The sequence below is a fragment of the Pseudomonas nitroreducens genome, from assembly GCF_024170165.1.
Lineage (GTDB): Bacteria > Pseudomonadota > Gammaproteobacteria > Pseudomonadales > Pseudomonadaceae > Pseudomonas > Pseudomonas nitroreducens_C.
Window position 1 is genome coordinate 277,064 of the sequence record NZ_JALJXP010000008.1, and the last position, 25,147, is coordinate 302,210.

Genomic DNA, 25,147 nt, shown 5'->3' on the forward strand with positions numbered 1-25,147 from the left:
ATCAGCCTTCGAAGCCTTCGCCGCGAAACACCCGGTGCGGATTGCCGCGTTCCAGATGGTGGTGCACCAGCCGGCGTTCGGCGCGCAGTTCGCTGCTCGCCTGCTCCGCGCGCTCCTCCAGCTTGCGGGCGATCAGCAGCAGCGCCAGGCGCTTGTTGGCGTGCTGGCTGCGTTCGCTCTGCACCTTCACGCTCAGGCCGCTGGCGACGTGGGTCGCGCGCACCGCCGAGTCGGTGGTGTTGACGTGCTGCCCGCCGGGACCGGAGGAGCGCAGGGTTTCGAAGTGCACTTCACCTTCGAGGCTGGCCGGTGGCGCACTGAAGCGTGCGCCGCCGAAGTACCAGTTCTTGCGCCTGTGGTTGGGCCGGTAAGGGCTGGCGCAGACCCATTGCAGGGTGCCGCTCCAGTCCTCGGCCAGCGTTGTCGCTGAGCCGCCGTCCAGCGCCAGCAGCACCGAGAGCAGGGTGCCCCGGCGCGGCCCGGCTTCTTCTTCGATCACGCGCACCTCGGTGCCGTGGGCCTCGGCCTCGCGCAGCAGACGCTGCAGGGCCTTGGCCACGGCCAGTGCACACTCGTCCGGCCCCTGGGCCGCGGAAAGTTGCAGCAGGATCATCAGCAGCACTCCCCGCGGGTCTTGTAGGTCAGCACCGGTTTCAGCCGTGCCAGTACCCGCAGCAACCCCGCTTCACGCAGCGCGCCGACCACCGAGTCGATGGCCTTGTAGGCTTCCGGCGCCTCCTCGTAGATCAACCCGCGATCACCACAGATCACCCGGCTGCCCAGTGCCGTACGGGCCAGTTGTTCGACGCGGTAGCGCGCCGAGAGACGGTCCTTGCACTCGCTGCGCATCCACTTACGCCCCGCGCCATGGGCGAGGGAGAAGAGGCTACGCGGATCGGCGACCGGCTCCACCAGGTAGCTGTAGTCGCCGCGCGAGCCGGGGACGACCATCACCCCGCGATCCGCTGGCGTCGCGCCCTTGCGGTGCAGCCAGCCGTCGACGCCCTCGACCTGCGCCCGGCTGACGAGGTTGTGGTTCACGTCCAGCACCTGCGCACCGTCCGCCCGCAGGCGGTCGAGCATGCGCAGGGCGATCAGCTGGCGGTTGGCTTCGGCGAAACGCAGCGCGCCGTCGTGGCGGGCCAGGTAGTGCGTGCAGTCGTCGGTGCCTTGTTCCAGGCCCTGGTGGCTGAAGCGGTCCACCTGCTCGCGCAGGATGGCTTCGCCCAGGCCGCGCGAGCCGCTGTGCACCAGCAGGAGCAGGTGCCGACGATCGAGACCGAGGGCTGCCACGGCCGCTTCGTCGTAGAGCTGGTCGAGTTGCTGCAGCTCGGCGAAGTGGTTGCCGCCGCCGATGGTGCCCAGCGAATGCTCGTGGCCGCAGGGCGGCAGGCCGAATCTGGCGATGCGCTCGCTCCAGTCGTCGTCCAGCGGGCCGTCGAGGTTGCCCAGACGCTTCTCCAGCTTGTCCAGGTTCAGCTTGGCGGTGGCGATATCGGTGCGCCACAACGCCATGCCGCAGCCGATGTCGTTGCCCACCAGCGCCGGGTACAGGCGGCCGGTGGAGAAGAACGCCGCGCCGATCGGGTAGCCCCGGCCGGGGTGCAGGTCCGGCATGCCGGCGACACGCTGCATGCCCGGCAGGCGGGCGGTGGTTTCAAGTTGCTGGATCGCTTTACCTTCGATCCAGGTGTCGTCCGCGGCGATCAGGGTGATGCCGTCGGACAGATTTTGGATGCAATTGCCCATTGTCCAATCCCATGAGGAATGAAACGAAAAAAGAGGATGGGGGCAGGCCGGAGCCGGGCAATGCGATGCCGCCAGAGGGGCGGCGGGGAAGCGATTACGCCAGACGCGACCTGCAAAGGGTGATCAGTGCTTGCATGATGTCTCTCCTTTGCTGTCGGTGGATGGGAAGGCTGCGAATGATAGGCGCGCAGCCGCCCGCGCGCAATCCCGCTATTTCGGCAGGTGGCGCAGCGGCAGGGGCGCCGACTCCTTCACCGTCTGGATGGCGAAGTTGCTGCGGATGTCGCTGACGCCCGGGAGCTTGAGCAGGGTGCCGGTGAGGAACTGCTCGTAGGCGCGCAGGTCCGGCAGCACCACTTGCAGGAGGAAGTCCGACTCGCCGCTGACCAGGTGCACCGAGATGACTTGCGGCAGATCGATCACGGCCTGGCGAAACGCGGCGGCGCTGGTGTCGCTGTGGCGTTCGACCTTCACGCCGACGAACACGGTCAGCCCCAGGCCGACTTCGTCGCGGCCCAGTTCGGCGTGGTAGCCACGGATCATCCCGGCCTCTTCCAGCAGGCGCACCCGGCGCAGGCAGGGGGAGGGCGACAGGCCGATCTCCTCGGCGAGCTGCACGTTGCTCAGCCGGCCATCGCGCTGCAGGGCGGCGAGGATGCGGTGGTCGTAAGCGTCCAGTGTGATTTTTGGCATGAGTGGCTACCAGAAGAGCTTTCGATTGGCAGGATATGCCAATTGTTATCGCCAGCTTGGCTGAATACGCAAGCACCTGCCTCGGCCTTCGGGCATAGAATCCCTATCCGCAATGACTTCTTCGGAGTGTTTCCTGTGGATATCGGCGTCTTCCTGCTGGCCCTGGCGATGGTCTACCTGCTGCCGGGGCCGGACATGATTCTCCTGCTGCACACCGGTGCCCGCGACGGGTGCCGCGTGGCCCTGGCAACCGCTCTTGGATTGGGCGTAGCGCGTGGCTGTCACGTCGCGCTGGCGGCGACCGGGCTGGCGCTGCTGTTCCGTACCGCGCCCTGGACCTTCGATGTCGTGCGCATCGGCGGCGGCCTCTACCTGGCGTGGATTGGCCTGCAACTGCTGCGCGCGCCAGTGGGGTTGCCGGTGGCGACCGGTGCGGCAGAGTTATCCACAATCAGCTACCGGCGCGCATTTCGCCGGGGCCTGCTGACCAATCTGCTCAATCCCAAGGCGCTGCTGTTCTGTTCGGTGCTGTTGCCGCAGTTCATCCATCCGCAGAACGGCCCGCTGGTGCTGCAATTCGCGCTGCTGGGTGGCGTGCTGGTGGTGGTCGGGCTGGGCTTCGACAGTTTCTACGCGGCCAGCGGCGAGCGCATGGGCCGCTGGCTGGCGCGGCACCGGACGATGCAGCGCGTTCAGCAGTGGGGTTTCGGCGGCATCCTGCTGGGCTTCGGTGTGCGTCTGGCGCTGATCCGCGATTTGTAGAGGCGCGGATCAGAGGTCTTCCGGCTGGATTTTCCACAGCCGCGCCACCGAGGGTTTCTGCGGGTTGCGCGCGACCACCAGCAGGCCCAGGTCCTTGCCGCGCAACTCACGCAGCAGTTGTGCGCCCTTGCGTTGTTGCAGGCTCTCGGCGAGATGCCCGAGGGCGATGGTCGCTGCTGCCGGGTGCGTGGCGACCGGCACATAGCTGCCGTCGTCCATGTCCAGCACCACATGCTTTTCGCCAGGTTCCGGAGTGGGAATGTGCAGGCTGGTCTTGAGCAGTTGCGCCATGGCCTCGTCACGCTGGGTGGCCGTCAGTTGCCCCGGTGGCAGTGCCCGTTCGAGGGCGAAGAATTCGTCCCTGGGCTCGGCTTTCGGTTTGGCTTCGGCCGCCGGTTGGGTGGTCGTCCTGGCACGAGCCGGCGCAGGCGGCGGCTTTGGGGCTGGCGGGGGCGGCACGCTGAAATCCAGCTCCTCCTGGTCGAGCCCGTCCCAGTCGATTTCGTCGAGATCGACGTCCTCCGCTGGTGCTCTCTTCTTCGGCGCCGGCTTTTTCCGCGATTTCACGGCCGCGCGCACGTCCATGCGCCGCTGACGCTTCCACTTGTGCAACTGGACGTTGGCGATGACCGCAGTGACGAGGATGAGCAGGAGGTAGAACAGCAGCATGGAAGATCGTGGCCCTGTGGATAACGGCCACGGCATGCAGGCAGTGGCGGGGTGCCACCCTGGCGGGATTGTCTGGATCAGGCGATAGGCCTGGTCCGGCTGCGTTGTAGGACGCAGCTGTTTCCGAAAGAGGGGCCGGCCTATGACCGGCCCGTTTCGCATCAGTTCAGGAACTGCTCCGCATGGTGACAAGCCACCTGGCGCTCATCGAGCAGGCGCAGCTCCGGGACCTCGGCCTTGCAGCGCTCGGTCGCGTACGGGCAGCGCTTGTGGAAGGCGCAGCCGCTGGGCGGGTTGAGGGGGTTGGGCAGCTCACCCTGGATCTTGATCTTGGGCTTGTCCGGATCGGGGTGGATGGCCGGGGTCGCCGACAGCAGCGCCTGGGTGTACGGGTGCAGCGGCCGTTCGTAGAGCTTGTCCGCCGGGCCCATTTCCGCCGGGCGGCCGAGGTACATCACCAGCACGTCGTCGGCCACGTGGCGGACCACGGCGAGGTTGTGGGAAATGAACACGTAGGCCGTGCCGAATTCCTGCTGAAGGTCCATGAACAGGTTGAGCACCTGGGCCTGGATCGACACGTCCAGCGCCGAGGTCGGTTCGTCCGCCACCAGCACCTTGGGCCGCAGCATCATGGCGCGGGCCAGGGCGATGCGCTGGCGCTGGCCGCCGGAGAACATGTGCGGGTAGCGCTGGTAGTGCTCGGGGCGCAGGCCGACCTGCTTCATCATCGCCTGCACGCGCTCGCGGCGTTCGACCCGGGACAGGCTGGTATTGATGACCAGCGGCTCGGCCAGCTGGTCGCCGATCTTCTGCCGCGGGTTGAGCGAGGCATAGGGGTTCTGGAACACCATCTGCACGTCGCGGCGCAGCTGCTTGCGGGTGTCGTGGTCGGCGCCTTTCACTTCGTGGCCGGCGATCTGCAGGGAGCCGGAAGTGGGCTCCTCGATCAGGGTCAGTGCGCGGGCGAGGGTGGACTTGCCGCAGCCGGATTCGCCAACCACGGCGAGGGTCTTGCCGGCCTGCAGGTCGAAGGACACTCCGTTCAGCGCGCGGACCAGGGCGTGCGGCTTGAACAGGCCCTGGGAGATTTCGTAGTGACGGGTCAGGTCGCGGGCGGTCAGGACGGCGCTCATCGGGCCACCTCGGTGTTCAGGTTGAGCGGATAGAAGCAGCGCACGGCGCCGCGCTCATGGGCCTCCAGGGCCGGGCGCACGCTGCGGCAGTTGTCCTGCACGTAGGGGCAGCGCGGCGACAGCAGGCAGCCCTGCGGGCGGTCGTACTTGCCGGGGACGATGCCGGGCAGGGTCGCCAGGCGTTCCTCGCCAGCGTTGTGCTCGGGGATCGCCTTGAGCAGCGCCTCGGTGTACGGGTGGGTCGGCACGTCGAACAGCGCCGGCACCTCGCCGATCTCCACGGCTTGCCCCGCGTACATCACGCAGACGCGCTGGGCGGTCTCGGCGACCACGGCGAGGTCGTGGGTGATCAGGATCAGCGCCATGCCCTGGTCGCGCTGCAGGTTGAGCAGCAGCTCCATGATCTGCGCCTGGATGGTCACGTCGAGTGCGGTGGTGGGCTCGTCGGCGATCAGCAGCTTGGGCTCGCCGGCAATCGCCATGGCGATGGCGACGCGCTGGCTCATGCCGCCGGACAGCTGGTGCGGGTAGGCGTCCAGGCGCTGCGCGGCACCGGGGATTTCCACCCGTTCGAGCAGTTCCAGGGCGCGCTGGCGCAGGGCCTTGCCGCGCAGGCCGCGGTGCAGCCTGAGCACTTCCTCGATCTGGTAGCCGACAGTGAAGCTGGGATTGAGGGCGGTCATCGGGTCCTGGAAGACCATGGCGATGTCCTTGCCGACGATGCGCCGCCGCTCGCGGCCCTTCAGGCGCAGCATGTCGGTGCCGTCGAACTGCATGGTGTCGGCGGTGATGATGCCGGGGGCGTCGATCAGACCCATCAGGGCCATCATGGTCACCGACTTGCCGGAGCCGGATTCGCCGACGATGGCCAGGACTTCGCCCTTGTCCACCGAGAGGTCGAGGCCGTCCACCACCGGGACGGCGTTGCGGTCGCCGAAGCGCACGGAAAGATTGCGCAGGTCGAGGAGGCTCATACGGCGGTCTCCATCAGGCTCTTCTTGTTGTGATTGGCGATCTTGAGGCTGTGCATGGTCACTGTCCTCACGCCGCGTTCTTCAGCTTCGGATCCAGCGCATCGCGCAGGCCGTCGCCCATCAGGTTGATTGCCAGCACGCTGAGCAGGATGGTCAGGCCGGGTAGCGAGACAACCCACCAGGCGCGCTCGATATAGTCGCGCGCGGAGGCCAGCATGGTGCCCCATTCGGGCGTCGGCGGTTGCACGCCCAGACCGAGGAAGCCCAGGGCGGCAGCGTCGAGGATCGCCGAGGAGAAGCTCAGCGTGGCCTGCACGATCAGCGGCGCCATGCAGTTGGGCAGCACGGTGACGAACATCAGGCGCAGGGTGCCGGCGCCGGCCAGGCGCGAAGCGGTGACGTAGTCGCGGTTCAGCTCGCCCATCACGGCAGCGCGCGTCAGGCGCACGTAGGCCGGCAGGGAGACGATGGCGATGGCGATCACGGTGTTGATCAGGCCCGGGCCGAGGATGGCGACGATGGCCACCGCCAGCAGCAGCGAGGGCAGGGCCAGCATGATGTCCATCAGGCGCATGATCACCGGGCCCAGGCGGGTCGGCGAGAAGCCGGCGAGCAGGCCGAGGAAGATGCCGGGGATCATCGAGATCAGCACCGAGGTCAGGCCGATCATCAGTGACAGCCGTGCGCCGTGCATCAGGCGCGAGAGCAGGTCGCGGCCCAGTTCGTCGGTGCCCAGCAGGAACTGCGAGTTGCCGCCTTCGAGCCACAGCGGCGGGGTGAGCAGGAAGTCGCGGAACTGCTCGCTCGGGTCATGGGGCGCGACCCAGGGCGCGAACAGCGCGCAGAACACAATGACCAGCATGAACAGCAGGCCGCCGACCGCGCCCTTGTTGCGCGAGAAGGCTTGCCAGAATTCTTTCAGCGGGGACGGGTAGACCAGGCTCGGGTCGCTGGCGGGAGCTTTGGCGTTGGCATTCATGGCGTCGGCTCCGGTTAGCGTTGATGACGGATGCGTGGGTTGGCGAGGCCGTAGAGGATATCCACGATGAAGTTCACCAGGATCACCAGGGTCGCCACCAGCAGGATGCCGTTCTGCACCACCGGGTAGTCGCGGCGGCCGATGGCGTCGATCAGCCATTTGCCGATGCCGGGCCAGGAGAAGATGGTCTCGGTCAGTACCGCACCGGCCAGCAGCGTGCCGACCTGCAGGCCGAACACGGTGAGCACCGGGATCATGGCGTTGCGCAGGGCGTGCACGAACACCACGCGGGCCGGCGACAGGCCCTTGGCGCGGGCGGTGCGCACGTAGTCCTCGCGCAGTACTTCGAGCATCGAGGAGCGGGTCATCCGGGCGATCACCGCCAGCGGGATGGTGCCCAGCACGATGGCCGGCAGGATCAGGTGGCGCACGGCGTCCATGAAGGCGCCTTCCTCATCCGAGAGCAGCGTGTCGATGAGCATGAAGCCGGTCTTCGGCTCGATGTCGTAGAGCAGGTCCAGGCGCCCGGAAACCGGCGTCCAGCCAAGAGAAACGGAGAACAGCATGATGAGGATCAGGCCCCACCAGAAGATCGGCATCGAGTAGCCGGCCAGGGAGATGGTCATCACCCCGTGGTCGAACAGCGAGCCTCGTTTCAGGGCGGCGATCACCCCGGCGAGCAGGCCGAAGACGCCGGCGAACAGCAGCGCGGCCAGGGACAGTTCGAGGGTCGCGGGGAACAGGGTGAGGAACTCATGCCAGACGCTGTCGCGGGTGGTCAGCGATTCGCCGAGGTTGCCCTGGGCGAGGTTGCCGATGTAGTCGAGGTACTGCTGGTAGAGGGGCTTGTCGAGCCCCAGGCGGTGCATGGCCTCGGCATGCATCTGCGGATCGACGCGGCGTTCACCCATCATCACCTCCACGGGATCGCCCGGAATCAGGCGGATCAGCGCGAAGGTGAGCAGGGTGACGCCGAAGAAGGTCGGGATCAGCAGACCGAATCGGCGTGCGATGAAACTGAGCATGGTGGTTGGGGCTCCTCACCGAGCGGCTACCCGTCGGATCGCGACGGGCGCCGGTTTCTTATGACTTTGCCGGTTACTGGATCTGAACGTCGGCGAAGTTGTTTTTTGTCAGAGGGCTGATGGTGTAGCCCTCGATATTGCTGCGGCGCACATTGAACAGCTTAGGATGTGCCAGGGGAATCCACGGGACCTGTTCGTGGAATAGGGATGTCGCCTTTCTGTAAAGTTCCGCCCGTTTTGCGCTATCGCTGGTCTGGCGGGCTTCCTGGATCAGCGCCTCGAAGCCCTGATCGCACCAGAACGCGTGGTTTTCGCCCGATTTCGCCGCCGCGCAGCTCAGGTTGGGCGAAAGGAAATTGTCCGGGTCGCCGTTGTCGCCAGCCCAGCCGCCGTACAGCGAGAGGTCGTGTTCGCCGGCCTTGATGCGTTTGATCAGCTCGCCGAATTCCAGGGTGCGGATCTCCAGGGTGATGCCGACCTTGGCCAGATCGGACTGCAGCATCTGTGCCATCTGCGCTGCATTGGGAATGGTCGAGGAGCTGCCGTTGCGGGTGAACAGGGTCAGCTTGAGATTCCCCACACCCGCATCCTTGAGCAGCGCCCTGGCGCGCTCAGGATCGTGGGGCCAGTCCTGGATGTCGTTGTTGTAACCCAGCAGGGTGGCAGGGTACGGGTTGATGGCCGGCGTGGCAGCGCCGGGGCCGTAGACGGCATCCAGCATGGCTTTCTTGTCGAACGCCAGGTTGATCGCCTGGCGGACTCGCACATCGTCCAGCGGCTTGTGCCGGGTATTCAGGGCGACATAGGTGGTGAGCAGCGCGTCGATGCTGTCCACGGCGAGGTTTTTGTCCTGCGTGAGGCCCGGGACGTCCGAGGGCTTGGGGTAGAGCGCGATCTGGCATTCGTTGCGACGGATCTTCTGCAACCGGACGTTGGAGTCCGGCGTGATGGCGAAGATCAGGTTGTCGATCTTCGGCTTGCCGCCGAAGTAGTCCGGGTTGGCGCGGAAGCGCACCTGGGCGTCCTTGGCGTAGCGGTTGAAGACGAAGGGCCCGGTGCCGATGGGCAGGTTGTTGAGCTGCCCCTGCTTGCCGGCGGCCAGCAACTGGTCGCCGTATTCGGCCGAGTAGATGGAGGCGAAATCCATCGCCATGTCGGCCAGGAATGGCGATTCCGGGTGGTTCAGGGTGAAGCGCACCGTGAGGTCGTCGAGCTTCTCCACCGACTTGATCAGGTCACGCATGCCCATGGCGTCGAAGTAGGCATAGCCGCGCGCAGACGACTCGTGCCAGGGGTGCTTCGGGTCCAGCGGGCGCTGGAAGGTCCAGAGCACGTCGTCGGCGTTGAGGGGCCGTGTGGGCTTGAAGTAGTCGGTGGTATGGAACTTCACGTCCGGGCGCAGGTGGAAGGTGTAGGTCAGCCCGTCGGGACTGACCTCCCAGCTTTGCGCCAGCGAAGGCACCACTTCGGTGGTGCCGGGGCGGAAGTCGGCCAGGCGATTGAAGACGGTCTGGCCGCTGGCATCGGCGGTGACCGCGCCGGTGTACTGGACGATGTCGAACCCTTCCGGGCTCGCTTCGGTGCAGACCACCAGGTTCTGCGCCAGGGCGGTGCCGCTGCCGAGCGCGAGCAGAAGGGGGATCAGACGCGGGAGGGGCATGTCGGTTCTCCTTACAGCAGGTTGAACGGGAAGTTGCTGACCAGACGGACTTCGTTGACGCTGCCGTCGGCCTGGTTCTGGCTGGCCAGGTGCTTCATGTAGGTCAGGCGGAAGTTGCTGCTCTTGAGCGGCCCGTCCTGCATCGTGTAGCCGGCCGAGAGGCCGAGCTCGTGGTGCTTCTCGTCGTCCATGGCGCGCACGTTATAGCCGCTCACACCGTTGCGGTCGCCGTCGTAGTGGGTGCCGTCGATGCCCCAGCCCTTGGCGTACCACGCCATGGTGGTCAGGCCGGGCACGCCGAAGGCCGCCCAGTCGGTGCTGTAGCGCAGCTGCAGGGACTTTTCGTTGGGGCCGTTGTAGTCGGAGAGCAACGAGTTGGCCAGGTAGATGGCCGCAGTCTCGTGCACGTAGTCGAAGTACTCGTCGCCACGGATCTGCTGCCAGCCCAGCAGCACGGCATGGGCGCCGTGGGTGAGGGTGAAGGCCAGGCTGTAGGCATCGTTGTCGATGTAGCCGGCCTTGCGCGCGCCGGTATCGCCGGTGTGGTAGTAGTTCAGGCTGGTATTCAGCGCCAGGCTGGATGGGTCGCCCAGGTCGTGGGAGGCGCCGAAGTAATACTGGTTCCAGATGTCTTCGAAGTGCGCGCCGTAAGCGCTGAGCTTCAACTCCTGCATCGGCTGGTAACTGCCGCCCAGGTAGCTGAAGTGGCTGCCGGTGAAGTCCATGGAACCGTATTCGCTCGTCAGGCCTTCGGAGCCTGCGCCGGTGCGCGGGCTGGCGCGGGTGAAGCTGCCGGCCTGGACCTGCAGGCCTTCCAACTCTTCGCTGAGCAGGCTGACGCCATCGAAAGACGAGGGCAGGGCGCGGTTGTCGTTGATGTTGAAGACCGGGGTCTCGGTCTGCTGACGACCCGCGCGCAGTTCGGTGCTGGAGGCGCGCAGCTTCAGGTTGGCCACGCCCATCTTCGACCATTGCGGCACGGCATCCCCGTCGCTGTCGGTCAGGGTGCGCGTACCGCCGCCAGCGATGCGGCCGTGGCCGCGCTCCAGGGCGACCTCGTTGAACGCGGAGACGTCCAGGCCGACACCCACACTGCCCTGGGTGTAGCCGGAGCTGTACCGGAGTTGGCTGCCCTGGGTCCAGGTGTAGCGGCTGTGGGTCGGCTCGGTATAGCCGTCCTTCTTGATGTTGAAGTGGAAGCTGTCCTTCATCTGCTCGCGGGCGGCGAAGTTGCGGGTGCTGAAGGTCAGGCTCTGGCCTTGGACGAAGCCTTTCGCGCCGGCCTGGCCTTTGACCACGACTTCGGCGTCACGGTGGGCCTCGTTCGGCGGCAGGTCGTCCTCGTCGGCGAATGCCTGGCCCAGCGGGGCGCTACCGACGGCGAGTGCCAGCAGAGTACGGGTGAGTACGTGATGCTGCATGAGTTGCTCCTTGTTGTTGTCAGTTTTCCTAGCAACGAATGCATCCCCTCCGCCCATCGGAGAGATGGGGGAGCCGGCAGGCGGAGGGGAAGGCGGGGTGTGCCGCCCGGTCTGTGCCGGGCTGGCGTTCAGGCGGCCGTGGCCGCCGCTGCACTGTCGGCGATCAGGGCTGGTTGGCCACGCCGTAGAAGGAATTGCGCCCGAAGGGGCTGATCAGGAAGCCCTGCACCGATTTGTGCATGGGCTGGTAGACGGTGGAGTGGGCGATGGGGCTGATGGGCAACTGCTGCGCGAGGAGCTGCTGGGCCTGCTGGTAGAGGGCCACGCGCTGGTCGTGGTCGGTGGTGGCCTTGGCCTGGCGCACCAGCTTGTCGTAGGTGGCGTCGCACCATTTGGAGACGTTGTTGCCGCTCACCGAATCGCAGCCGTAGAGGGTGCCCAGCCAGTTGTCCGGATCACCGTTGTCGCCGGTCCAGCCAAACAGCATGGCGTCGTGTTCGCCGGCATGGGCGCGCTTGATGTACTCGCCCCACTCGTAGGTGACGATCTTCGCCTTGATGCCGACCTTGGCCCAGTCGGCCTGGATCATCTCGGCCATCAGCTTGGCGTTGGGGTTGTACGGGCGTTGCACGGGCATCGCCCAGAGGGTGATCTCAGTGCCTTCGGCGACGCCGGCTTGCTTCAGCAGCGTCCTGGCCTGCTCCGGATCGTAGGCCTGCCCCTTGATCGATGCGTCATAGGACCACTGGGTCGGCGGCATGGCATTCACCGCCAACTGCCCGGCGCCCTGGTAGATCGCGTCGATGATCGCCTGCTTGTTCAGCGCCATGTCCAGCGCGCGGCGTACAACGGTCTTGTCCAGCGGCGCGTGGGTGACGTTGTAGGCCAGGTAGCCGAGATTGAAGCCCGGTTGCGACGGCATGTTCAGGTTCGGGTCCTGCTTCAGCGCCTCGAGGTCCGCCGGGCGCGGGTTCAGGGTGATCTGGCATTCGCCGGCCCTGAGCTTCTGCAGGCGCACCGAGGCGTCGGTGTTGATGGCGAAGACCAGGTTGTCGACCTTCACGTCCTCGGGCTTCCAGTAATCCTTGTTGCCCTTGAAGCGGATCATCGCGTCCTTCTGGTAGCGGCTGAACACGAAGGGGCCGGTGCCGATGGGCTTCTGGTTGATCTCGCCGGGCTTGCCCTGTTTGAGCAACTGGTCGGCGTACTCGGCGGACTGGATCACCGCGAAATTCATCGCCAGGTTCTGCAGGAAGGCCGCGTCGACCTCGTTCAGGGTGAAGGTCACCGTGTGCTCGTCGAGCTTGCCGACCCTGGCGATGTTGCGGTCCAGGCCCATGTCGGTGAAGTAGGGGAACTCGGTGGGGTACGCCTTGCGGAACGGCTGCTCCTTGTCGAGCATGCGGTTGAAGGTGAACAGCACGTCGTCGGCGTTGAATTCGCGGGTCGGCTTGAAGTACTCGGTGGTGTGGAACTTCACCCCCGGGCGCAGGTGGAAGGTCCAGGTCCTGCCGTCGGCGGAAGTCTCCCAGCTTTGCGCCAGGGCCGGCTGGGCTTCGGTGCTGCCGCGCTGGAACTGCACGAGGCGGTTGAACAGGGTTTCCGAGGTGGCGTCGTAATCGGTGCCGGTGGTGTATTGGCCGGGGTCGAAACCTGCCGGGCTGCCTTCGGAGCAGTACACCAGGCTGGAGGCGGCCTGGGCCGCGGAGCCGGCGAGCAGCAGCCCGCCGAAGGCGAGTGCGTGCAGGGGATTACGTCGCATCTTGCGCATTGCCTGACCTCATTCTTGTTTTTCTGAGGGGGCCGGCGAACCGATGGGGTTTGCAGCCGGCCTGGTCGGACTGGTCCGGATAAGGCCTATCCATTCACGGTCGGGCTGTGCCCGGCCACGCCGCGCCGAAGTTAAGTCAGGCTGAAATTAAGTTCAACTTAAAATTCAGTGGTACTGAAATTTTTGCCGGCCTGTGAATCAGGTAGCGAGATGTTCGCCGAACAGCGGAAGGGTCGTGACGGTGAGCATTTCCGCCACGCTGTCGCCGACATTGCGCAGGCAGTGATGCTTGCCGGAGTCGAAGTGCACGGAGTCGCCGGGGCCCAGCGGATAGGTGTGGCCGTCGATGTCGTAGGCGATGCGCCCGGTGAGGACGTAGGCGAATTCCGAGCCGTCGTGGGTGATCAGCTCGGATTCGTAACCCACCGGGACCGTCACCTTCACGGCGTTCAGCTGGTTGCCGGGGAAGCTGCTGGACAGGCGTTCGTAGCTCAGCGGCTGGCCTTCGATGGTATAGCGCACGCGCTGGCCCTCGTGCGAGTCCGGCGGGATCTGCTGCGGAGAGTCGAAGAGGGCATTGAGCGGCACGTCCAGCGCCTTGGCGATGCTGGCCAGGGAGGACAACGAAACGCCGGTGAGATTGCGCTCGGCCTGGGACAGGAAACTGGCGGTCAGGCCGGATTCGGCGGCCACCTGGTTCAGGGTCTTCTTCGCTGCGCGCCGATAACGGCGCAGGCGTTCTCCGATACGATCTGCGGACATTGGCAAGGCTCTTGTGGGACGCCGGCAGCATACCAGTGTCGTCGGCCGGTGAAAGCATCGAGCCATCAGCGGGCGGAAAATCGGCCGCAAGCAGGCAGGACACCGAAAAGCCTTTGACCGGAAATTTCAGTGCTGCTTAAATTTCAGGTCGTTTCATTCCATTCCTCGGGAGAGTCGCATGACATTGGGAGTTGGGGGCGTGAGCCCCGAGCAGGCGCTGGCGAAGTTGCAGGTCATGACGGCTGGCGCTCGCCCCATTGCGCCCGAGGAGTACCAGCTGCGCATCGGGCAATTGCAGCACCTGATGCAGGCGCAGGAGATCTCGGCGGTGTTCGTCGACGCCGGCAGTTCGCTGGTTTATTTCACCGGCCTGAAGTGGAGCCCCAGCGAGCGGCTGGTAGGCGCGCTGGTGCCAGCGCGGGGCGAAGTGCGCTACATCGCTCCGGCCTTCGAAGAGGGCACGGTGCGCGATCTGCAGGTGCTGCCCGGCAGCATTTGCGTGTGGGCCGAGCACGAAAGCCCGTTCACCCTGCTGGCCGGCATGCTGGCGGAGATTGAAGTACGCGACGGTGCGCGGGTTGGCCTTTCCCACAGTCTGCCGTTCGGCATGTTCGAGCGCCTGCGTCAGGCGACGGGCGCGCTGCAACTGGTGGATGCCGGTGCGCTGATCGAACAGTGCCGCCGCTGCAAGTCTCCGGCGGAACTGGCGCTGATGCAGCGGGCGAAGGACATGACCCTGGAAGTGCACAAGGCCGCCGCGAGCATCCTGCGCGAGGGCATCACCACCACCGAGGTGGCGCGCTTCATCGAGTCGGCGCACCGGCAGGTCGGCGCACCGGGTTCGACTTTCTGCATCGTGCTGTTCGGCGAAGACAGTGCCTTCCCCCACGGCGTGCGCCAGCCGCGGCCGTTGCGGGAAGGTGACATGGTGCTGATCGACACCGGTTGCCAGCTGTTCGGCTACAACTCGGATATCACCCGCAGCTACGTGTTCGGCTCGCCCAGCGCGCGTCAGCGCGAGCTGTGGAACCTGGAGAAGGCCGCGCAGCAGGCGGCGTTCGATGCCGCCGTGCTCGGCTCACCCTGCGAGCAGGTGGATGCCGCGGCCCGCCGTTGCCTGGAGGCCGGCGGCTTAGGGCCGGATTACGCGCTGCCCGGATTGCCGCACCGCACCGGCCACGGTATCGGTCTGGATATCCACGAGGGGCCGTACCTGGTACGCGGCGACAGCACGCCGCTGGACGTCGGCATGTGCTTCAGCAACGAGCCGATGATCTGCGTGCCCGGCGAGTTCGGTATCCGTCTGGAGGACCACTTCTACATGACGGCGGAAGGCCCGCGCTGGTTCACCCGGCCGAGTCACTCGGTGGACGATCCCTTCGGCCTGGAGGCCTGAGCCTCTGTAGGAGCGAGCTTGCTCGCGAATGATCCGGCAGCGAGCCTGTTCGCGAGCAAGAACTGGGCGTCCCCCTCGGTCCTGCGAAAAGTCCTCAGGGAGCGAGTTCAACCCGCGAGAAGTTGTTCGATCCCAGCGGGCTCAGAGTGAAGCCGTTGACGCCCGGCCGCACCACGGCGAACTGCTTCGGGTAGGCCAGGGCGATCCACGGCGCTTCGCGCTGGTAGATCGCCAGCGCCTGGCGATAGAGCGCGGCGCGGGCGTCCTGATCGGTGATGGCGCGGGCCTGGCGCAGCAGTTCGTCGAACTCCGCGTTGCACCACCCGGCCTGGTTCTCGCCACTCTTTGCGGCGGCGCAGGAAAGATTCGGCGTCAGGAAGTTGTCCGGATCGCCGTTGTCGCCGGCCCAGCCCATGAAGATCAGGTCGTGCTCGCCCTGCTTGGCGCGCTTGATCAGCTCGCCCCATTCGAACACGCGGATATCCGCCTGGATGCCGATCTGCGTGAGGTCGTTCTGCAGCATCTGCGCGCCGATGCCGGGGTTGGGGTTGGTCGGCCCGCCGCCGGGGCGGGTCCAGATGGACAGTTTCAGACCCGGCTTGATGCCCGCTTCCTCCAGCAACTGTCTTGCCCGCGCCGGGTCGTGCGGCCAGACCTTGAGCTGCGGATCGGAGCCCCACAGCGTCGGCGGGTAAGGCGCCACGGCCAGCGTCGCGGCACCCTCACCGAACTGCGCACGCAGGTAGGCGTCGCGATCGAAGGCGAGGTTGATCGCCTGGCGCACGCGCACGTCGTCCAGCGGCTTGTGCCGGGTATTGATGCCGACATAGGCGACCAGCAGCGAGTCCAGTTCCTCGACCTTCAGCTTCGGATCCTGGCGCAGCGCGGGCACGTCGGTGGGCTTGGGGTAGACGGCGATCTGGCAATCGCCGGCCTTGACCTTCTGGATGCGCACGTTCGGATCGGGAGTGATCGCCAGCAGCAGGCGGTCGATCTTCGGTTTGCCACCCCAGTAGTCGGGGTTGGCGTTGAAGCGCACCTGGGCGTCCTTCTGGTAGCGCTGGAAGATGAACGGGCCGGTGCCGATGGGCAGGTTGTTCAGCTGGTCGGCTTTCTCGGCGGCCAGCAACAGGTCGCCGTACTCGGCGGAATAGATGGAGGCGAAGCCCATGGCGAGGTCGGCGAGGAAGGGGGCTTCGGGATGATTCAGGGTGAAGCGCACGTGGTGCTCGTCGAGCTTTTCCACCGCGCTGATCAGGCCGGGCAGGCCCATCGCCTCGGCGTAGGGGAAGCCACGCGGGGCCAGCTTGTTCCACGGATGCTTCGGGGCGAGCTGGCGCTGAAAGCTCCAGAGCACGTCGTCGGCGTCGAATTCGCGGGTCGGGGTGAAGTAGTCGGTGCTGTGGAATTTCACGCCCTGGCGCAGGGTGAAGGTGTATTGCAGACCGTCGTCGCTGATCTCCCAGCTCTGGGCCAGCGCGGGCACCACGCGGGTGCTGCCGGGGGCGAACTGCACCAGGCGCTCGAAGACGGTCTCCGCCGAAGCATCGGCAGTGGTGGCGGCGGTGTACTGGGTGATGTCGAACCCTTCCGGGCTGGCCTCGGTGCAGACCACCAGGGATTGACCGAATGCCGGCGCGCAGCCGAGCAGGCTGGCGAGGGTCAGGCGGATGAGCGCTTTGCGCACGGCAGTTGCCGTAGGAAAGGGCCGCCGGGAAACCCGGCGGCCGCTGGCCTTACTTGCCGACGCTGACGCCGTAGAACGAGTTCAGCGCGAACGGGCTGATCTTGAAGTCCTGCACCGTCTTGCGCATCGGCTGGTACACGGTGGAGTGGGCGATCGGGGTGATCGGCACCTGCTCCTTGAGGATGTGCTGGGCCTGCTTGTACAGCTCGGTACGCTTGGCCTGGTCCGGGGTGCGTTTGGCATCCTTGATCAGCTTGTCGTAGGCCGGGTCGCACCATTTGGAGAAGTTGTTGCCGTCTACCGCGTCGCAGCCGTAGAGAGTACCCAGCCAGTTGTCCGGGTCACCGTTGTCGCCGCTCCAGCCGATCAGCATGGCGTCGTGTTCGCCGCCCTTGGCGCGCTTGATGTACTCGCCCCACTCGTAGGTGACGATCTTCGCCTTGATGCCGACCTTGGCCCAGTCGGACTGCAGCATCTCGGCCATCAGCTTGGCGTTGGGGTTGTACGGACGCTGCACCGGCATGGCCCACAGGGTGATCTCGGTGCCTTCGGCGACTCCGGCTTTCTTCAGCAGCTCCTTGGCTTTCTCCGGGTTGTAGCCGGCGTCCTTGATGGTGTCGTCGTAGGACCACTGGGTTGGCGGCATGCCGTTCACGGCCAGTTGGCCGGCGCCCTGGTAGACGGCGTCGATGATCGCCTTCTTGTTCACCGCCATGTCCAGCGCCTCGCGCACTTCGAGCTTGTCGAACGGCTTGTGCAGGACGTTGTAGGCGATGTAGCCGAGGTTGAAGCCCGGCTGCGACGGCATGTTCAGGTTCGCATCCTTCTTCAGCGCGTCCAGGTCGGCCGGGCGCGGGAAGAGGGTGATCTGGCACTCGTTGGCCTTGAGCTTCTGCATGCGCACCGAGGCGTCGGTGTTGATGGCGAAGATCAGGTTGTCGATCTTCACCTCACCCTTGTTCCAGTAGTCCGGGTTGGCCTTGAAGCGGATCATCGCGTCCTTCTGGTAGCGACTGAACACGAACGGGCCGGTACCCACGGGCTTCTGGTTGATGTCGGCGGCCTTGCCCTGCTTGAGCAACTGGTCGGCATACTCGGCGGACTGGATCGAGGCGAAGCTCATGGCCAGGTTCTGGATGAACGCGGCGTCGACCTCGTTGAGGTCGAATTTGACGGTGTGGTCGTCGACCTTCTCCACCTTGGCGATGTTCGCGTCCATGCCCATGTCGGTGAAGTAGGGGAATTCGGTCTGGTACGCCTTACGGAACGGATGGTTCTTGTCGAGCATGCGGTTGAAGGTGAACAGCACGTCGTCGGCGTTGAACTCGCGGGTCGGCTTGAAGTAGTCGGTGGTGTGGAACTTCACGCCGGAGCGCAGGTGGAAGGTGTAGGTCTTGCCGTCATCGGATACTTCCCACTTTTCCGCCAGGCCCGGAATGACCTGGGTGCCGCCGCGCTCGAACTGGGTGAGGCGGTTGAAGACCGTCTCGGCCGAGGCGTCGAAGTCGGTGCCGGTGGTGTACTGGCCGGGGTCGAAGCCTGCGGGGCTGCCTTCGGAGCAGTAGACCAGGTTGTTGGCGGCGTGGGCGAGCGGGGCGCTGGCGATCAACCCAGCGGCAATCATGGAGCGGATGACGGCGTTCTTACGCATACGGACCTCTGTTTATTCTGGTTGTCATCGAGGGGCAGCCTCGTGAGCTGCGTTGCGTGAAGCTATGCACGGCACATGCCGGGCGCAAGCGGTCGACCGGGGTGAGTGTAGAAGTTGTGACGCGAGTGCAAGGGAATGTCGCAATTTCGACAATGGGAACCCTGCGGTCGAGTGGCGGCGCTCCGGTTCCCTGAAGCGCCGCGCTGGCGAGGGGCGAGCGGTTACGGCATCTGCACCTCGATCGTGCCGTCGGCGCTGACGGTGACCTGGCTGGTGCCGGCTTCGATTTCCTGCGCCGGGGCGCCGCCGTAGCTGTCGGCCTTCATCGCTGCCATGCGCATCACCGGCATCGGCCGCGGCGCGCCGGAGGTATTGAGGTTCAGGTTGACCAGCTTGTAGCCCTTGCCGCCGAGGGCGTCGGTGAGCACCTGGGCGCGCGCCTTGAAGGCATCCACGGCGCCTTTCAGCATTGCGTCCTCGTTCTTCGCGCGGGTGGCGTCGGCGATGCTGAAGTTCATGCTGCCCATCTTCAGCTTGCCCAGCAGGTCGGCGCTGAGCTGGGAAAGGGCGGCGAAGTCGGTGCTTTCCAGGCGGATTTCCGCGCGCTCGCGCCAGGCGGTGATCTTCTGCCCCTTGTCGTCATACACCGGGTAGCTGTTGCGGCTGCCCAGGCTGACGGTCACGCCTTTCACCTTGCGCGCCTGTTGTACCGCCGCGTTCAGCGTGGTGGTGGTTTCCGCCGCGAGTTTGGCCGGGTCGGTGCCCTGGCCCTCGCTGAACAGGGTCACGTGCATCAGGTCGTGGGCGACTTCCTGGCTGACCTCGGCGCGCAGCGAAACCTGGTTGTAGCGGGGTTCGTCTGCCAGGGCTCCCAGGCTGGTGGCGCACAGGGCGATGGCGGCGGCGATGGCGGTGAAGGGTTTCTTCAGTACAGACATGGATGACTCCTTGCTCCAGAAAATGTCCGGGCCACAGCTTAGTAGAGGCGGTGGCGAGGACTGTCAGACCCTTTGACGGCCATTTGTTCGCAAGCGGGTTAGCGGCGGATGTCACCAATTGTTTCGGAGCGAGACGGCCGTCACGGGGTGCTGTGGAGTATGCTGTGGCGCTATGCCGCATTAAGGGGAGGGGGCTCTTGGCTATACTCGCGCAAATTCCGGAATTCACCATGCGCCCACCGGTTTTCCAGCTGTCCGCCAGTCGTCAGAACCTGCTGCATCTGACGCTTATCCGTATTCTCGTGCTTGCCGCCCAGGCAGGCTCCGTCGGTCTCGCCTACAAGGCCCAACTGATCCAGCTGCCCTGGCTGGCGCTCGGCGTGACCATCGGTGTCTCCCTCGTCCTGTGCCTGGGGACTGCGCTGCGCCTGCGCGGCCCGTGGCCAGTGACCGAACTGGAGTACGCCGTCCAGCTCGCCTGCGACCTGGTCATCCACAGCGTGCTGCTCTATTACTCGGGTGGCTCGAGCAACCCCTTCGTCTCCTATTACCTGGTGCCGCTGACCATCGCCGCGGCGACCCTGCCGTGGCTCTACACCATCGCCCTGGCAGGCCTTGCGCTGGCCAGCTACACGGTACTGCTGGTGTGGTTCCACCCGCTGGAGATGGCCGCCGGGCAGCGGGACAACCTGCTGATCTACGGCATGTGGCTGAGCTTCGCGCTGGCCGCGGCGCTGATCACCTTCTTCGTCGCGCGCATGTCCGAGTCCCTGCGCCGCCAGGAACAACTGCAGGCGCAACGTCGCGAGGAAGGCATGCGCGACCAGCAACTGCTGGCCGTCGCCACCCAGGCCGCCGGTGCCGCCCATGAGCTGGGCACGCCGCTTGCGACCATGAGCGTACTGCTCAAGGAATTGCGCCAGACCAATGCGGACCAGCCGATGCTGCAGGAAGATCTCGCCCTGCTGCAGGAGCAGGTCAAGCTCTGCAAGACCACCCTGCAGCACCTGGTGCGCGCTGCCGAGGCGGATCGTCGCCAGGCGGTGGAAGAGCAGGGCGCCAACGAATGGGTCGAGGCGGTGCTGCGTCGCTGGCACCTGATGCGCCCCGAGGCGAGCTACCGCTACCAGACGCTGGGCAAGGGCAAGGCGCCGCGGATGACTCCGCCGACCGACCTGAGCCAGGCGCTGCTCAACCTTCTGAATAACGCGACGGACGCCTGTCCGGACGATCTGGACATCCGCCTGGACTGGGATGCCGGTGAAATCTGCCTGAGCATCCGCGACCAGGGCCCGGGCGTGCCGCTGGCGATTGCCGAACAGCTCGGCAAACCGTTCTTCACCACCAAGGGCAAAGGGTTCGGTCTGGGGTTGTTCCTCAGTCAGGCCAGCGTGACCCGCGCGGGTGGAACGGTGAAGTTGTATAACCATGAAGATGGCGGCACTCTGACCGAGTTGCGTCTGCCCAGAAGCTATGGCGTGGCCTGATCGCCGCGCCCGCGAGGAAGTACCATGAGCGAAGAGATCCTGTTCGAAGGCGAAGAGCAGCCCCACCTGCTGCTGGTGGACGACGATGCCACCTTTACCCGCGTCATGGCCCGCGCCATGACCCGCCGCGGGTTGCGGGTGTCGGTCGCCGGCTCCGCCGAGGAAGGCCTGGCCATGGCCAAGGAAGATCTGCCCGACTACGCCGTGCTGGACCTGAAGATGGACGGCGACTCCGGCCTGGTGCTGCTGCCCAAGCTGCTCGAGCTCGACGCCGAGATGCGCGTGGTGATCCTCACCGGCTATTCCAGCATCGCCACCGCGGTGGAGGCCATCAAGCGCGGCGCCACCAACTACCTGTGCAAGCCGGCCGATGCCGACGACGTGCTCACCGCACTGCTGTCGCAACATGCCGACCTGGAGTCCCTGGTGCCGGAAAACCCCATGTCGGTCGACCGCCTGCAGTGGGAACATATCCAGCGCGTGCTTGCCGAACATGACGGCAACATCTCCGCGACCGCCCGAGCGCTGGGTATGCACCGGCGCACATTGCAACGTAAGCTGCAGAAACGCCCGGTGAGGCGTTAAGCGATCGATAAGACTAAGGAGCGCCAATGAGCGCTCCTTTTTATTTCCAGCCGTGCGAGCCGACCCCATGACCGACAGCGCCGAATACCGGGCCGCGAACGACGCCGTTCGCAGCCGCTTCTTCCACCGAGTCTGGCAACTCACCGCGCCTTACTGGCGCAGCGAAGAGAAGGGCATGGCCTGGCTGCTGCTGATCGTGGTGATCGCCCTGTCACTGGTGGGCGTGGCCCTCAGCGTCTGGCTCAACAGCTGGTACCGCGACTTCTACAACGCCCTGCAGAACAAGGACCTGAACAGCTTCATCCACCTGATGCTGATGTTCTGCGGCATCGCCGCGGTGTTCATCCTCACGGCGGTGTACCGCCTGTACCTGACGCAGATGCTCACCATCCGCTGGCGCCGCTGGCTCACGGAGAAGCACTTCGCTGCCTGGCTGGGCGACAAGAACTACTACCGCCTGGAGCAGCGCGGGCACACCGACAACCCCGACCAGCGCCTTTCCGAAGACCTCAACAGCTTCACCGATACCACCCTGACCCTCGGCCTGGGGCTGATCCGCAACATCGTCAGCCTGGTGTCCTTCTCGGTCATTCTCTGGGGTGTGTCCGGCAGCATCGAGCTCTTCGGCATCAGCATTCCCGGCTACATGTTCTGGGCGGCGCTGCTCTATGCCGCGATCGGCAGCTGGCTGACCCACCTGATCGCACGCCGCCTGATCGGCCTGAACAACCGCCAGCAACGCTACGAGGCAGATCTGCGATTCGGCCTGGTGCGGGTCCGCGAGAACGCCGAAAGCATCGCCCTGTACAACGGTGAGGCCAACGAGAGCAACCGGCTGATGGGGCGTTTCCGCAACGTCTGGGGCAACTTCTGGGAGCTGATGAAGGTGCAGAAACGCCTGACCTTCTTCAGCTCCGGCTACGCCCAGATTGCCACCGTGTTCCCCTTCATCGTCGCCGCGCCACGCTACTTTTCCGGGCAGATCCAGCTGGGCGAACTCATGCAGATCAACTCCGCCTTCGGCAATGTGCAGGACGGCCTGAGCTGGTTCATCGACGCCTACGCCAGTCTCGCCAGCTGGCGCGCCACCTGCGACCGTCTGCTGAGTTTCCGCGAGACCATGGACGAGACGGCCCATGAGTCGGCCAACATCGACGTGCGCAAGACCGGCGACAACCTGCAACTGCACAACCTCAGCCTGAACCTGGGCAACGGCCGCGAACTGCTGCAGCCCACCAGCCTGGAGCTGAACCCCGGCGAGCACGTGCTGATCGGCGGTCCCTCCGGTAGCGGCAAGAGCACCCTGCTGCGCGCCATGAGCGGCCTGTGGCGCTACGGCAGCGGTGTGGTACAGATGCCCGATACACGCAGCCTGTTCGTCCCGCAGAAGCCCTATCTGCCCATCGGCACCCTGGCCGAGGCGCTCTGCTACCCGGAGTCTGGCGACCGTCATACCCCCGAGCAACTGAAGCAGGTGCTGCATCTGTGCCGCCTGGATTCGCTGGTGCCGCGTCTGGATGAGGCCGATCACTGGCAGCGCGTGCTCTCCCCCGGCGAGCAGCAGCGCCTGGCCATCGCTCGCGCGCTGCTCTACGCGCCGCAGTGGTTGTTCCTTGACGAAGCCACCTCCGCGCTGGATGAAACCGACGAGGCCGCGCTCTATCAGGTGCTGCTCGACCAGTTGCCGGAGGTGACCCTGGTCAGCATCGGTCACCGGGTCAGCCTGAAGCGCTTCCACCCGCGCCAACTGCGCCTGGAAGAGCATCGTTTGCAGGAGATCGAGTCCGTTTTGCCGGCGTAGTGGCAGTTTGATTCACTGGGATAATGTGATCGTGTTAGTGGGAAACATCTGAAAGTCTTCTCAGACGGGATGATTTCTTCTTATTTATTTACATTTTTCAGTGTTTAGCCGCTGCGAAGTTTTCAAGAACAGGTACCCTGTGCACCCCCGGCGGCCATCCGCCGGGCCGAATGCATTCCAACGGTACCGCCATGAAATCCCTTTCCCCCTCACGCCAGGCCCTGACCCGCTCGGACCTGCGCCTGGTCGACACGCGCCGGTACCTGCTGGGTGCTGCCTGTGTGTCGCTGGCCTTTGCTGCGGCCGCCTTCGCCGGCGGGCTGTGGATCGGGCGGGGGCATGCCGAACCGGTGATGGTCCCGGTGGCGCAGGCCGGCGAAGCGCCGGACGAGTCAGGTGAGCGTTTTGCCGCCGAGCGCATCGGCGAGCTGACCGGGCGCCTGCAGGTGCTGGAAAAGGACGCCGACTACCTGCTCAAGGCGGTCGACAGCCATGAGGAAATCGCCCGCAAGCTGTCCAGGGTCGACCCCGAGCTGGTGCCCGCTCCGAAGAGCAAGCCAGGTTCCACCCGCAACGAAGGTGGCATCCTGCTGCCGCCCCGGGCCTGCGTCGACCCGCTGCCTGCGTCGGCCGCCGACCTCGAGCGCAACGAACAATCGGCCAGGTGCCTGCGCCGGGTCTTCGACCTGCTGATGGATCAGGTGGCCCGCCGCAACGCTGACTTCATGGCAATCCCTGCACGCCGTCCGATGGAGCAGGCGCGTCTGGGTTCGCCGTTCGGCAACCGCGTCGACCCCTTCAACCGCCACCTGGCCTTCCATTCCGGCCAGGATTTCTCGGCACCCATCGGTAGCCCGATCCACGCCGCTGCTGGCGGCCGGGTGATCGTTTCCGGTCGGCACGCCTCCTACGGCAATCGCGTGGAGATCGACCACGGCAATGGTCTGGTGACCCGCTACGCGCATGCCTCCAAGCTGCTGGTGAAGGTCGGCGACGTCGTACTGCCGGGGCAGGAGATCGCCAAGGTCGGTTCCACCGGACGCTCCACCGGCCCGCACCTGCACTTCGAAGTGCTCTACCACGGCGAATTCGTCGACCCGCAGAACTTCCTTTCCCTGGGCGGCATGGAGATCGACAGCGATGGCCTGGCCACGGACTAAACGGCCCTCTACCCGCCAGCTGCTGCGCGCCGAGCACCGCCCCCACGTTCCCCGCGGCTTTGCCTGGCTGGGCTGGGCGGCGCTGGCGCTCCTCCTGCTGGCAGTTCTCGCGTTGGGGGGCTGGCAACTGCGCGCTCGCGAGGATGGGCAGGTGCACGAGCGCATCGGTGCGCTCGAGGCACAGAATGCCGAGTTGACGCAGGAGCTGGAGGAAAAGCGCCTGCAAGCCGAGGAGGAGCGTGCCAACCGCGAGCAGCTGATGCTGCGGATCGACGCGATGTCCGCCGAAATCAAGAAACTCAAGACCGAGCTGGCCTTCTTCCGCCAGCAGAAACCTGGCAAGTAGTACGCGCGAGGAATTGCGATGTTCAGCAACAGCAAGAAAAAGGGCCCGCAGGTCTCGGTGGACAAGTTCTCCAGCCTGCTCTCGGGCAACGTCGATCTGGTCGGCGACATGCAGTTCCAGGACGGCCTGAAGATCCTCGGCACGGTGAAGGGCAACGTCAGCCACAAGCCCGGCGCGGCCAGCCTGCTGGCGCTCAGCGCGGAAGGGCGGATCGAGGGTAACGTCAGCAGCTACGATGCGCTGATCGACGGCACCATCATTGGCGATCTCTATGTCGAGCACCTGCTGGAGCTGCACTCCAACGCGCGGGTGGTCGGCAACATCCAGTACCGCCAACTGAGCATGGAAAACGGTGCCACGGTGGACGGCAAGCTGACCCGCCTGGCTGACGGCGAGGCGCCCCGGCCGCTCGAGCTGCCGGCGCCGGTGCGCGAAGAGGCAGCCGAAGTCTGATTTGCTCCGGCGCGGTGGGTACTTAGCTTGCTATGATTGTCACCC

General features: G+C 65.6%; 23 protein-coding genes. 8 read left to right on the forward strand and 15 right to left on the reverse strand.

Annotated features, from left to right (window positions below; all coding sequences use genetic code 11):
• Position 1 precedes the first annotated feature (1 nt).
• From prfH to J2T47_RS18170, 3 genes are all read right to left on the reverse strand, one after another.
• A complete protein-coding gene (gene prfH, locus J2T47_RS18160; protein ID WP_253449585.1) occupies positions 2–613 on the reverse strand; it encodes a peptide chain release factor H in 612 nt (203 codons plus the stop codon).
• On the reverse strand, positions 613–1,749 hold the full coding sequence (locus J2T47_RS18165) for an RNA ligase RtcB family protein (protein ID WP_253449588.1): 1,137 nt from the start codon (positions 1,747–1,749) through the stop codon (positions 613–615). The genes prfH and J2T47_RS18165 overlap by 1 nt, the downstream gene beginning before the upstream one ends.
• Before the next feature lie 210 nt (positions 1,750–1,959).
• The gene (locus J2T47_RS18170; protein WP_253449710.1) at positions 1,960–2,433 is read right to left on the reverse strand and encodes an Lrp/AsnC family transcriptional regulator; all 474 of its coding nucleotides are present in this window, start codon (positions 2,431–2,433) and stop codon (positions 1,960–1,962) included.
• Positions 2,434–2,577: 144 nt separating this feature from the next.
• On the opposite strand from J2T47_RS18170, the gene J2T47_RS18175 reads away from it, so the two are divergent.
• The gene (locus tag J2T47_RS18175; RefSeq protein WP_253449591.1) at positions 2,578–3,204 is read left to right on the forward strand and encodes a LysE family translocator; all 627 of its coding nucleotides are present in this window, start codon (positions 2,578–2,580) and stop codon (positions 3,202–3,204) included.
• 9 nt (positions 3,205–3,213) lie between these two features.
• Here the strand turns inward: J2T47_RS18175 and J2T47_RS18180 are convergent, their stop codons facing one another.
• From J2T47_RS18180 to J2T47_RS18220, 9 genes are all read right to left on the reverse strand, one after another.
• Positions 3,214–3,873 carry a hypothetical protein gene (locus tag J2T47_RS18180; protein WP_253449594.1) on the reverse strand — a complete coding sequence of 220 codons (660 nt, stop codon included), beginning with the start codon at positions 3,871–3,873 and terminating at the stop codon, positions 3,214–3,216.
• Positions 3,874–4,034: 161 nt separating this feature from the next.
• Positions 4,035–5,006, reverse strand: coding sequence for a peptide ABC transporter ATP-binding protein (locus J2T47_RS18185; protein WP_253449597.1), 972 nt, complete (start codon positions 5,004–5,006; stop codon positions 4,035–4,037).
• Complete coding sequence (locus J2T47_RS18190; protein WP_253449600.1) at positions 5,003–5,980, reverse strand: ABC transporter ATP-binding protein; 978 nt, start codon at positions 5,978–5,980, stop codon at positions 5,003–5,005. The genes J2T47_RS18185 and J2T47_RS18190 overlap by 4 nt, the downstream gene beginning before the upstream one ends.
• 67 nt (positions 5,981–6,047) lie before the next feature.
• Complete coding sequence (locus J2T47_RS18195; RefSeq protein ID WP_253449603.1) at positions 6,048–6,959, reverse strand: ABC transporter permease subunit; 912 nt, start codon at positions 6,957–6,959, stop codon at positions 6,048–6,050.
• A gap of 14 nt (positions 6,960–6,973) precedes the next feature.
• Positions 6,974–7,984 carry an ABC transporter permease subunit gene (locus J2T47_RS18200; RefSeq protein WP_054906646.1) on the reverse strand — a complete coding sequence of 337 codons (1,011 nt, stop codon included), beginning with the start codon at positions 7,982–7,984 and terminating at the stop codon, positions 6,974–6,976.
• Positions 7,985–8,057: 73 nt separating this feature from the next.
• Positions 8,058–9,644 (reverse strand): ABC transporter substrate-binding protein, encoded by a 1,587-nt coding sequence (locus J2T47_RS18205; RefSeq protein ID WP_253449606.1) that lies wholly within the window; start codon positions 9,642–9,644, stop codon positions 8,058–8,060.
• An 11-nt stretch (positions 9,645–9,655) separates the two neighbouring features.
• Positions 9,656–11,065, reverse strand: a complete 1,410-nt coding sequence (locus tag J2T47_RS18210) for an OprD family outer membrane porin (RefSeq protein WP_253449609.1) — start codon at positions 11,063–11,065, stop codon at positions 9,656–9,658.
• A 163-nt stretch (positions 11,066–11,228) separates the two neighbouring features.
• Complete coding sequence (locus J2T47_RS18215) at positions 11,229–12,836, reverse strand: ABC transporter substrate-binding protein (RefSeq protein ID WP_253449612.1); 1,608 nt, start codon at positions 12,834–12,836, stop codon at positions 11,229–11,231.
• Between the two features lie 198 nt (positions 12,837–13,034).
• Positions 13,035–13,598, reverse strand: coding sequence for a helix-turn-helix domain-containing protein (locus J2T47_RS18220; protein ID WP_253449615.1), 564 nt, complete (start codon positions 13,596–13,598; stop codon positions 13,035–13,037).
• 178 nt (positions 13,599–13,776) lie between these two features.
• On the opposite strand from J2T47_RS18220, the gene J2T47_RS18225 reads away from it, so the two are divergent.
• Positions 13,777–14,994: a M24 family metallopeptidase gene (locus J2T47_RS18225; protein ID WP_253449619.1), complete on the forward strand. Its 1,218-nt coding sequence runs from the start codon at positions 13,777–13,779 to the stop codon at positions 14,992–14,994.
• A gap of 94 nt (positions 14,995–15,088) precedes the next feature.
• Here the strand turns inward: J2T47_RS18225 and J2T47_RS18230 are convergent, their stop codons facing one another.
• From J2T47_RS18230 to J2T47_RS18240, 3 genes are all read right to left on the reverse strand, one after another.
• Positions 15,089–16,681 (reverse strand): ABC transporter substrate-binding protein, encoded by a 1,593-nt coding sequence (locus J2T47_RS18230; protein ID WP_437180992.1) that lies wholly within the window; start codon positions 16,679–16,681, stop codon positions 15,089–15,091.
• Positions 16,682–16,730: 49 nt separating this feature from the next.
• Positions 16,731–18,332: an ABC transporter substrate-binding protein gene (locus tag J2T47_RS18235; protein ID WP_253449622.1), complete on the reverse strand. Its 1,602-nt coding sequence runs from the start codon at positions 18,330–18,332 to the stop codon at positions 16,731–16,733.
• 221 nt (positions 18,333–18,553) lie between these two features.
• Positions 18,554–19,270, reverse strand: a complete 717-nt coding sequence (locus J2T47_RS18240) for an SIMPL domain-containing protein (RefSeq protein ID WP_253449625.1) — start codon at positions 19,268–19,270, stop codon at positions 18,554–18,556.
• Positions 19,271–19,500: 230 nt separating this feature from the next.
• Between J2T47_RS18240 and J2T47_RS18245 the strand changes: the two genes are divergently transcribed.
• From J2T47_RS18245 to J2T47_RS18270, 6 genes are all read left to right on the forward strand, one after another.
• Positions 19,501–20,757, forward strand: coding sequence for an ATP-binding protein (locus J2T47_RS18245; RefSeq protein ID WP_253449628.1), 1,257 nt, complete (start codon positions 19,501–19,503; stop codon positions 20,755–20,757).
• Between the two features lie 24 nt (positions 20,758–20,781).
• Positions 20,782–21,342, forward strand: a complete 561-nt coding sequence (locus J2T47_RS18250) for a response regulator transcription factor (RefSeq protein WP_081517431.1) — start codon at positions 20,782–20,784, stop codon at positions 21,340–21,342.
• Positions 21,343–21,409: 67 nt separating this feature from the next.
• Entirely contained in the window at positions 21,410–23,143 is a 1,734-nt protein-coding gene (locus J2T47_RS18255) for an ABC transporter ATP-binding protein/permease (RefSeq protein ID WP_253449631.1), read from the forward strand.
• 191 nt (positions 23,144–23,334) lie between these two features.
• On the forward strand, positions 23,335–24,303 hold the full coding sequence (locus J2T47_RS18260; RefSeq protein WP_253449634.1) for a M23 family metallopeptidase: 969 nt from the start codon (positions 23,335–23,337) through the stop codon (positions 24,301–24,303).
• Positions 24,284–24,649: a hypothetical protein gene (locus tag J2T47_RS18265; RefSeq protein WP_253449637.1), complete on the forward strand. Its 366-nt coding sequence runs from the start codon at positions 24,284–24,286 to the stop codon at positions 24,647–24,649. The genes J2T47_RS18260 and J2T47_RS18265 overlap by 20 nt, the downstream gene beginning before the upstream one ends.
• 18 nt (positions 24,650–24,667) lie before the next feature.
• Positions 24,668–25,102 (forward strand): bactofilin family protein, encoded by a 435-nt coding sequence (locus J2T47_RS18270; protein WP_253449640.1) that lies wholly within the window; start codon positions 24,668–24,670, stop codon positions 25,100–25,102.
• Positions 25,103–25,147: the final 45 nt, after the last annotated feature.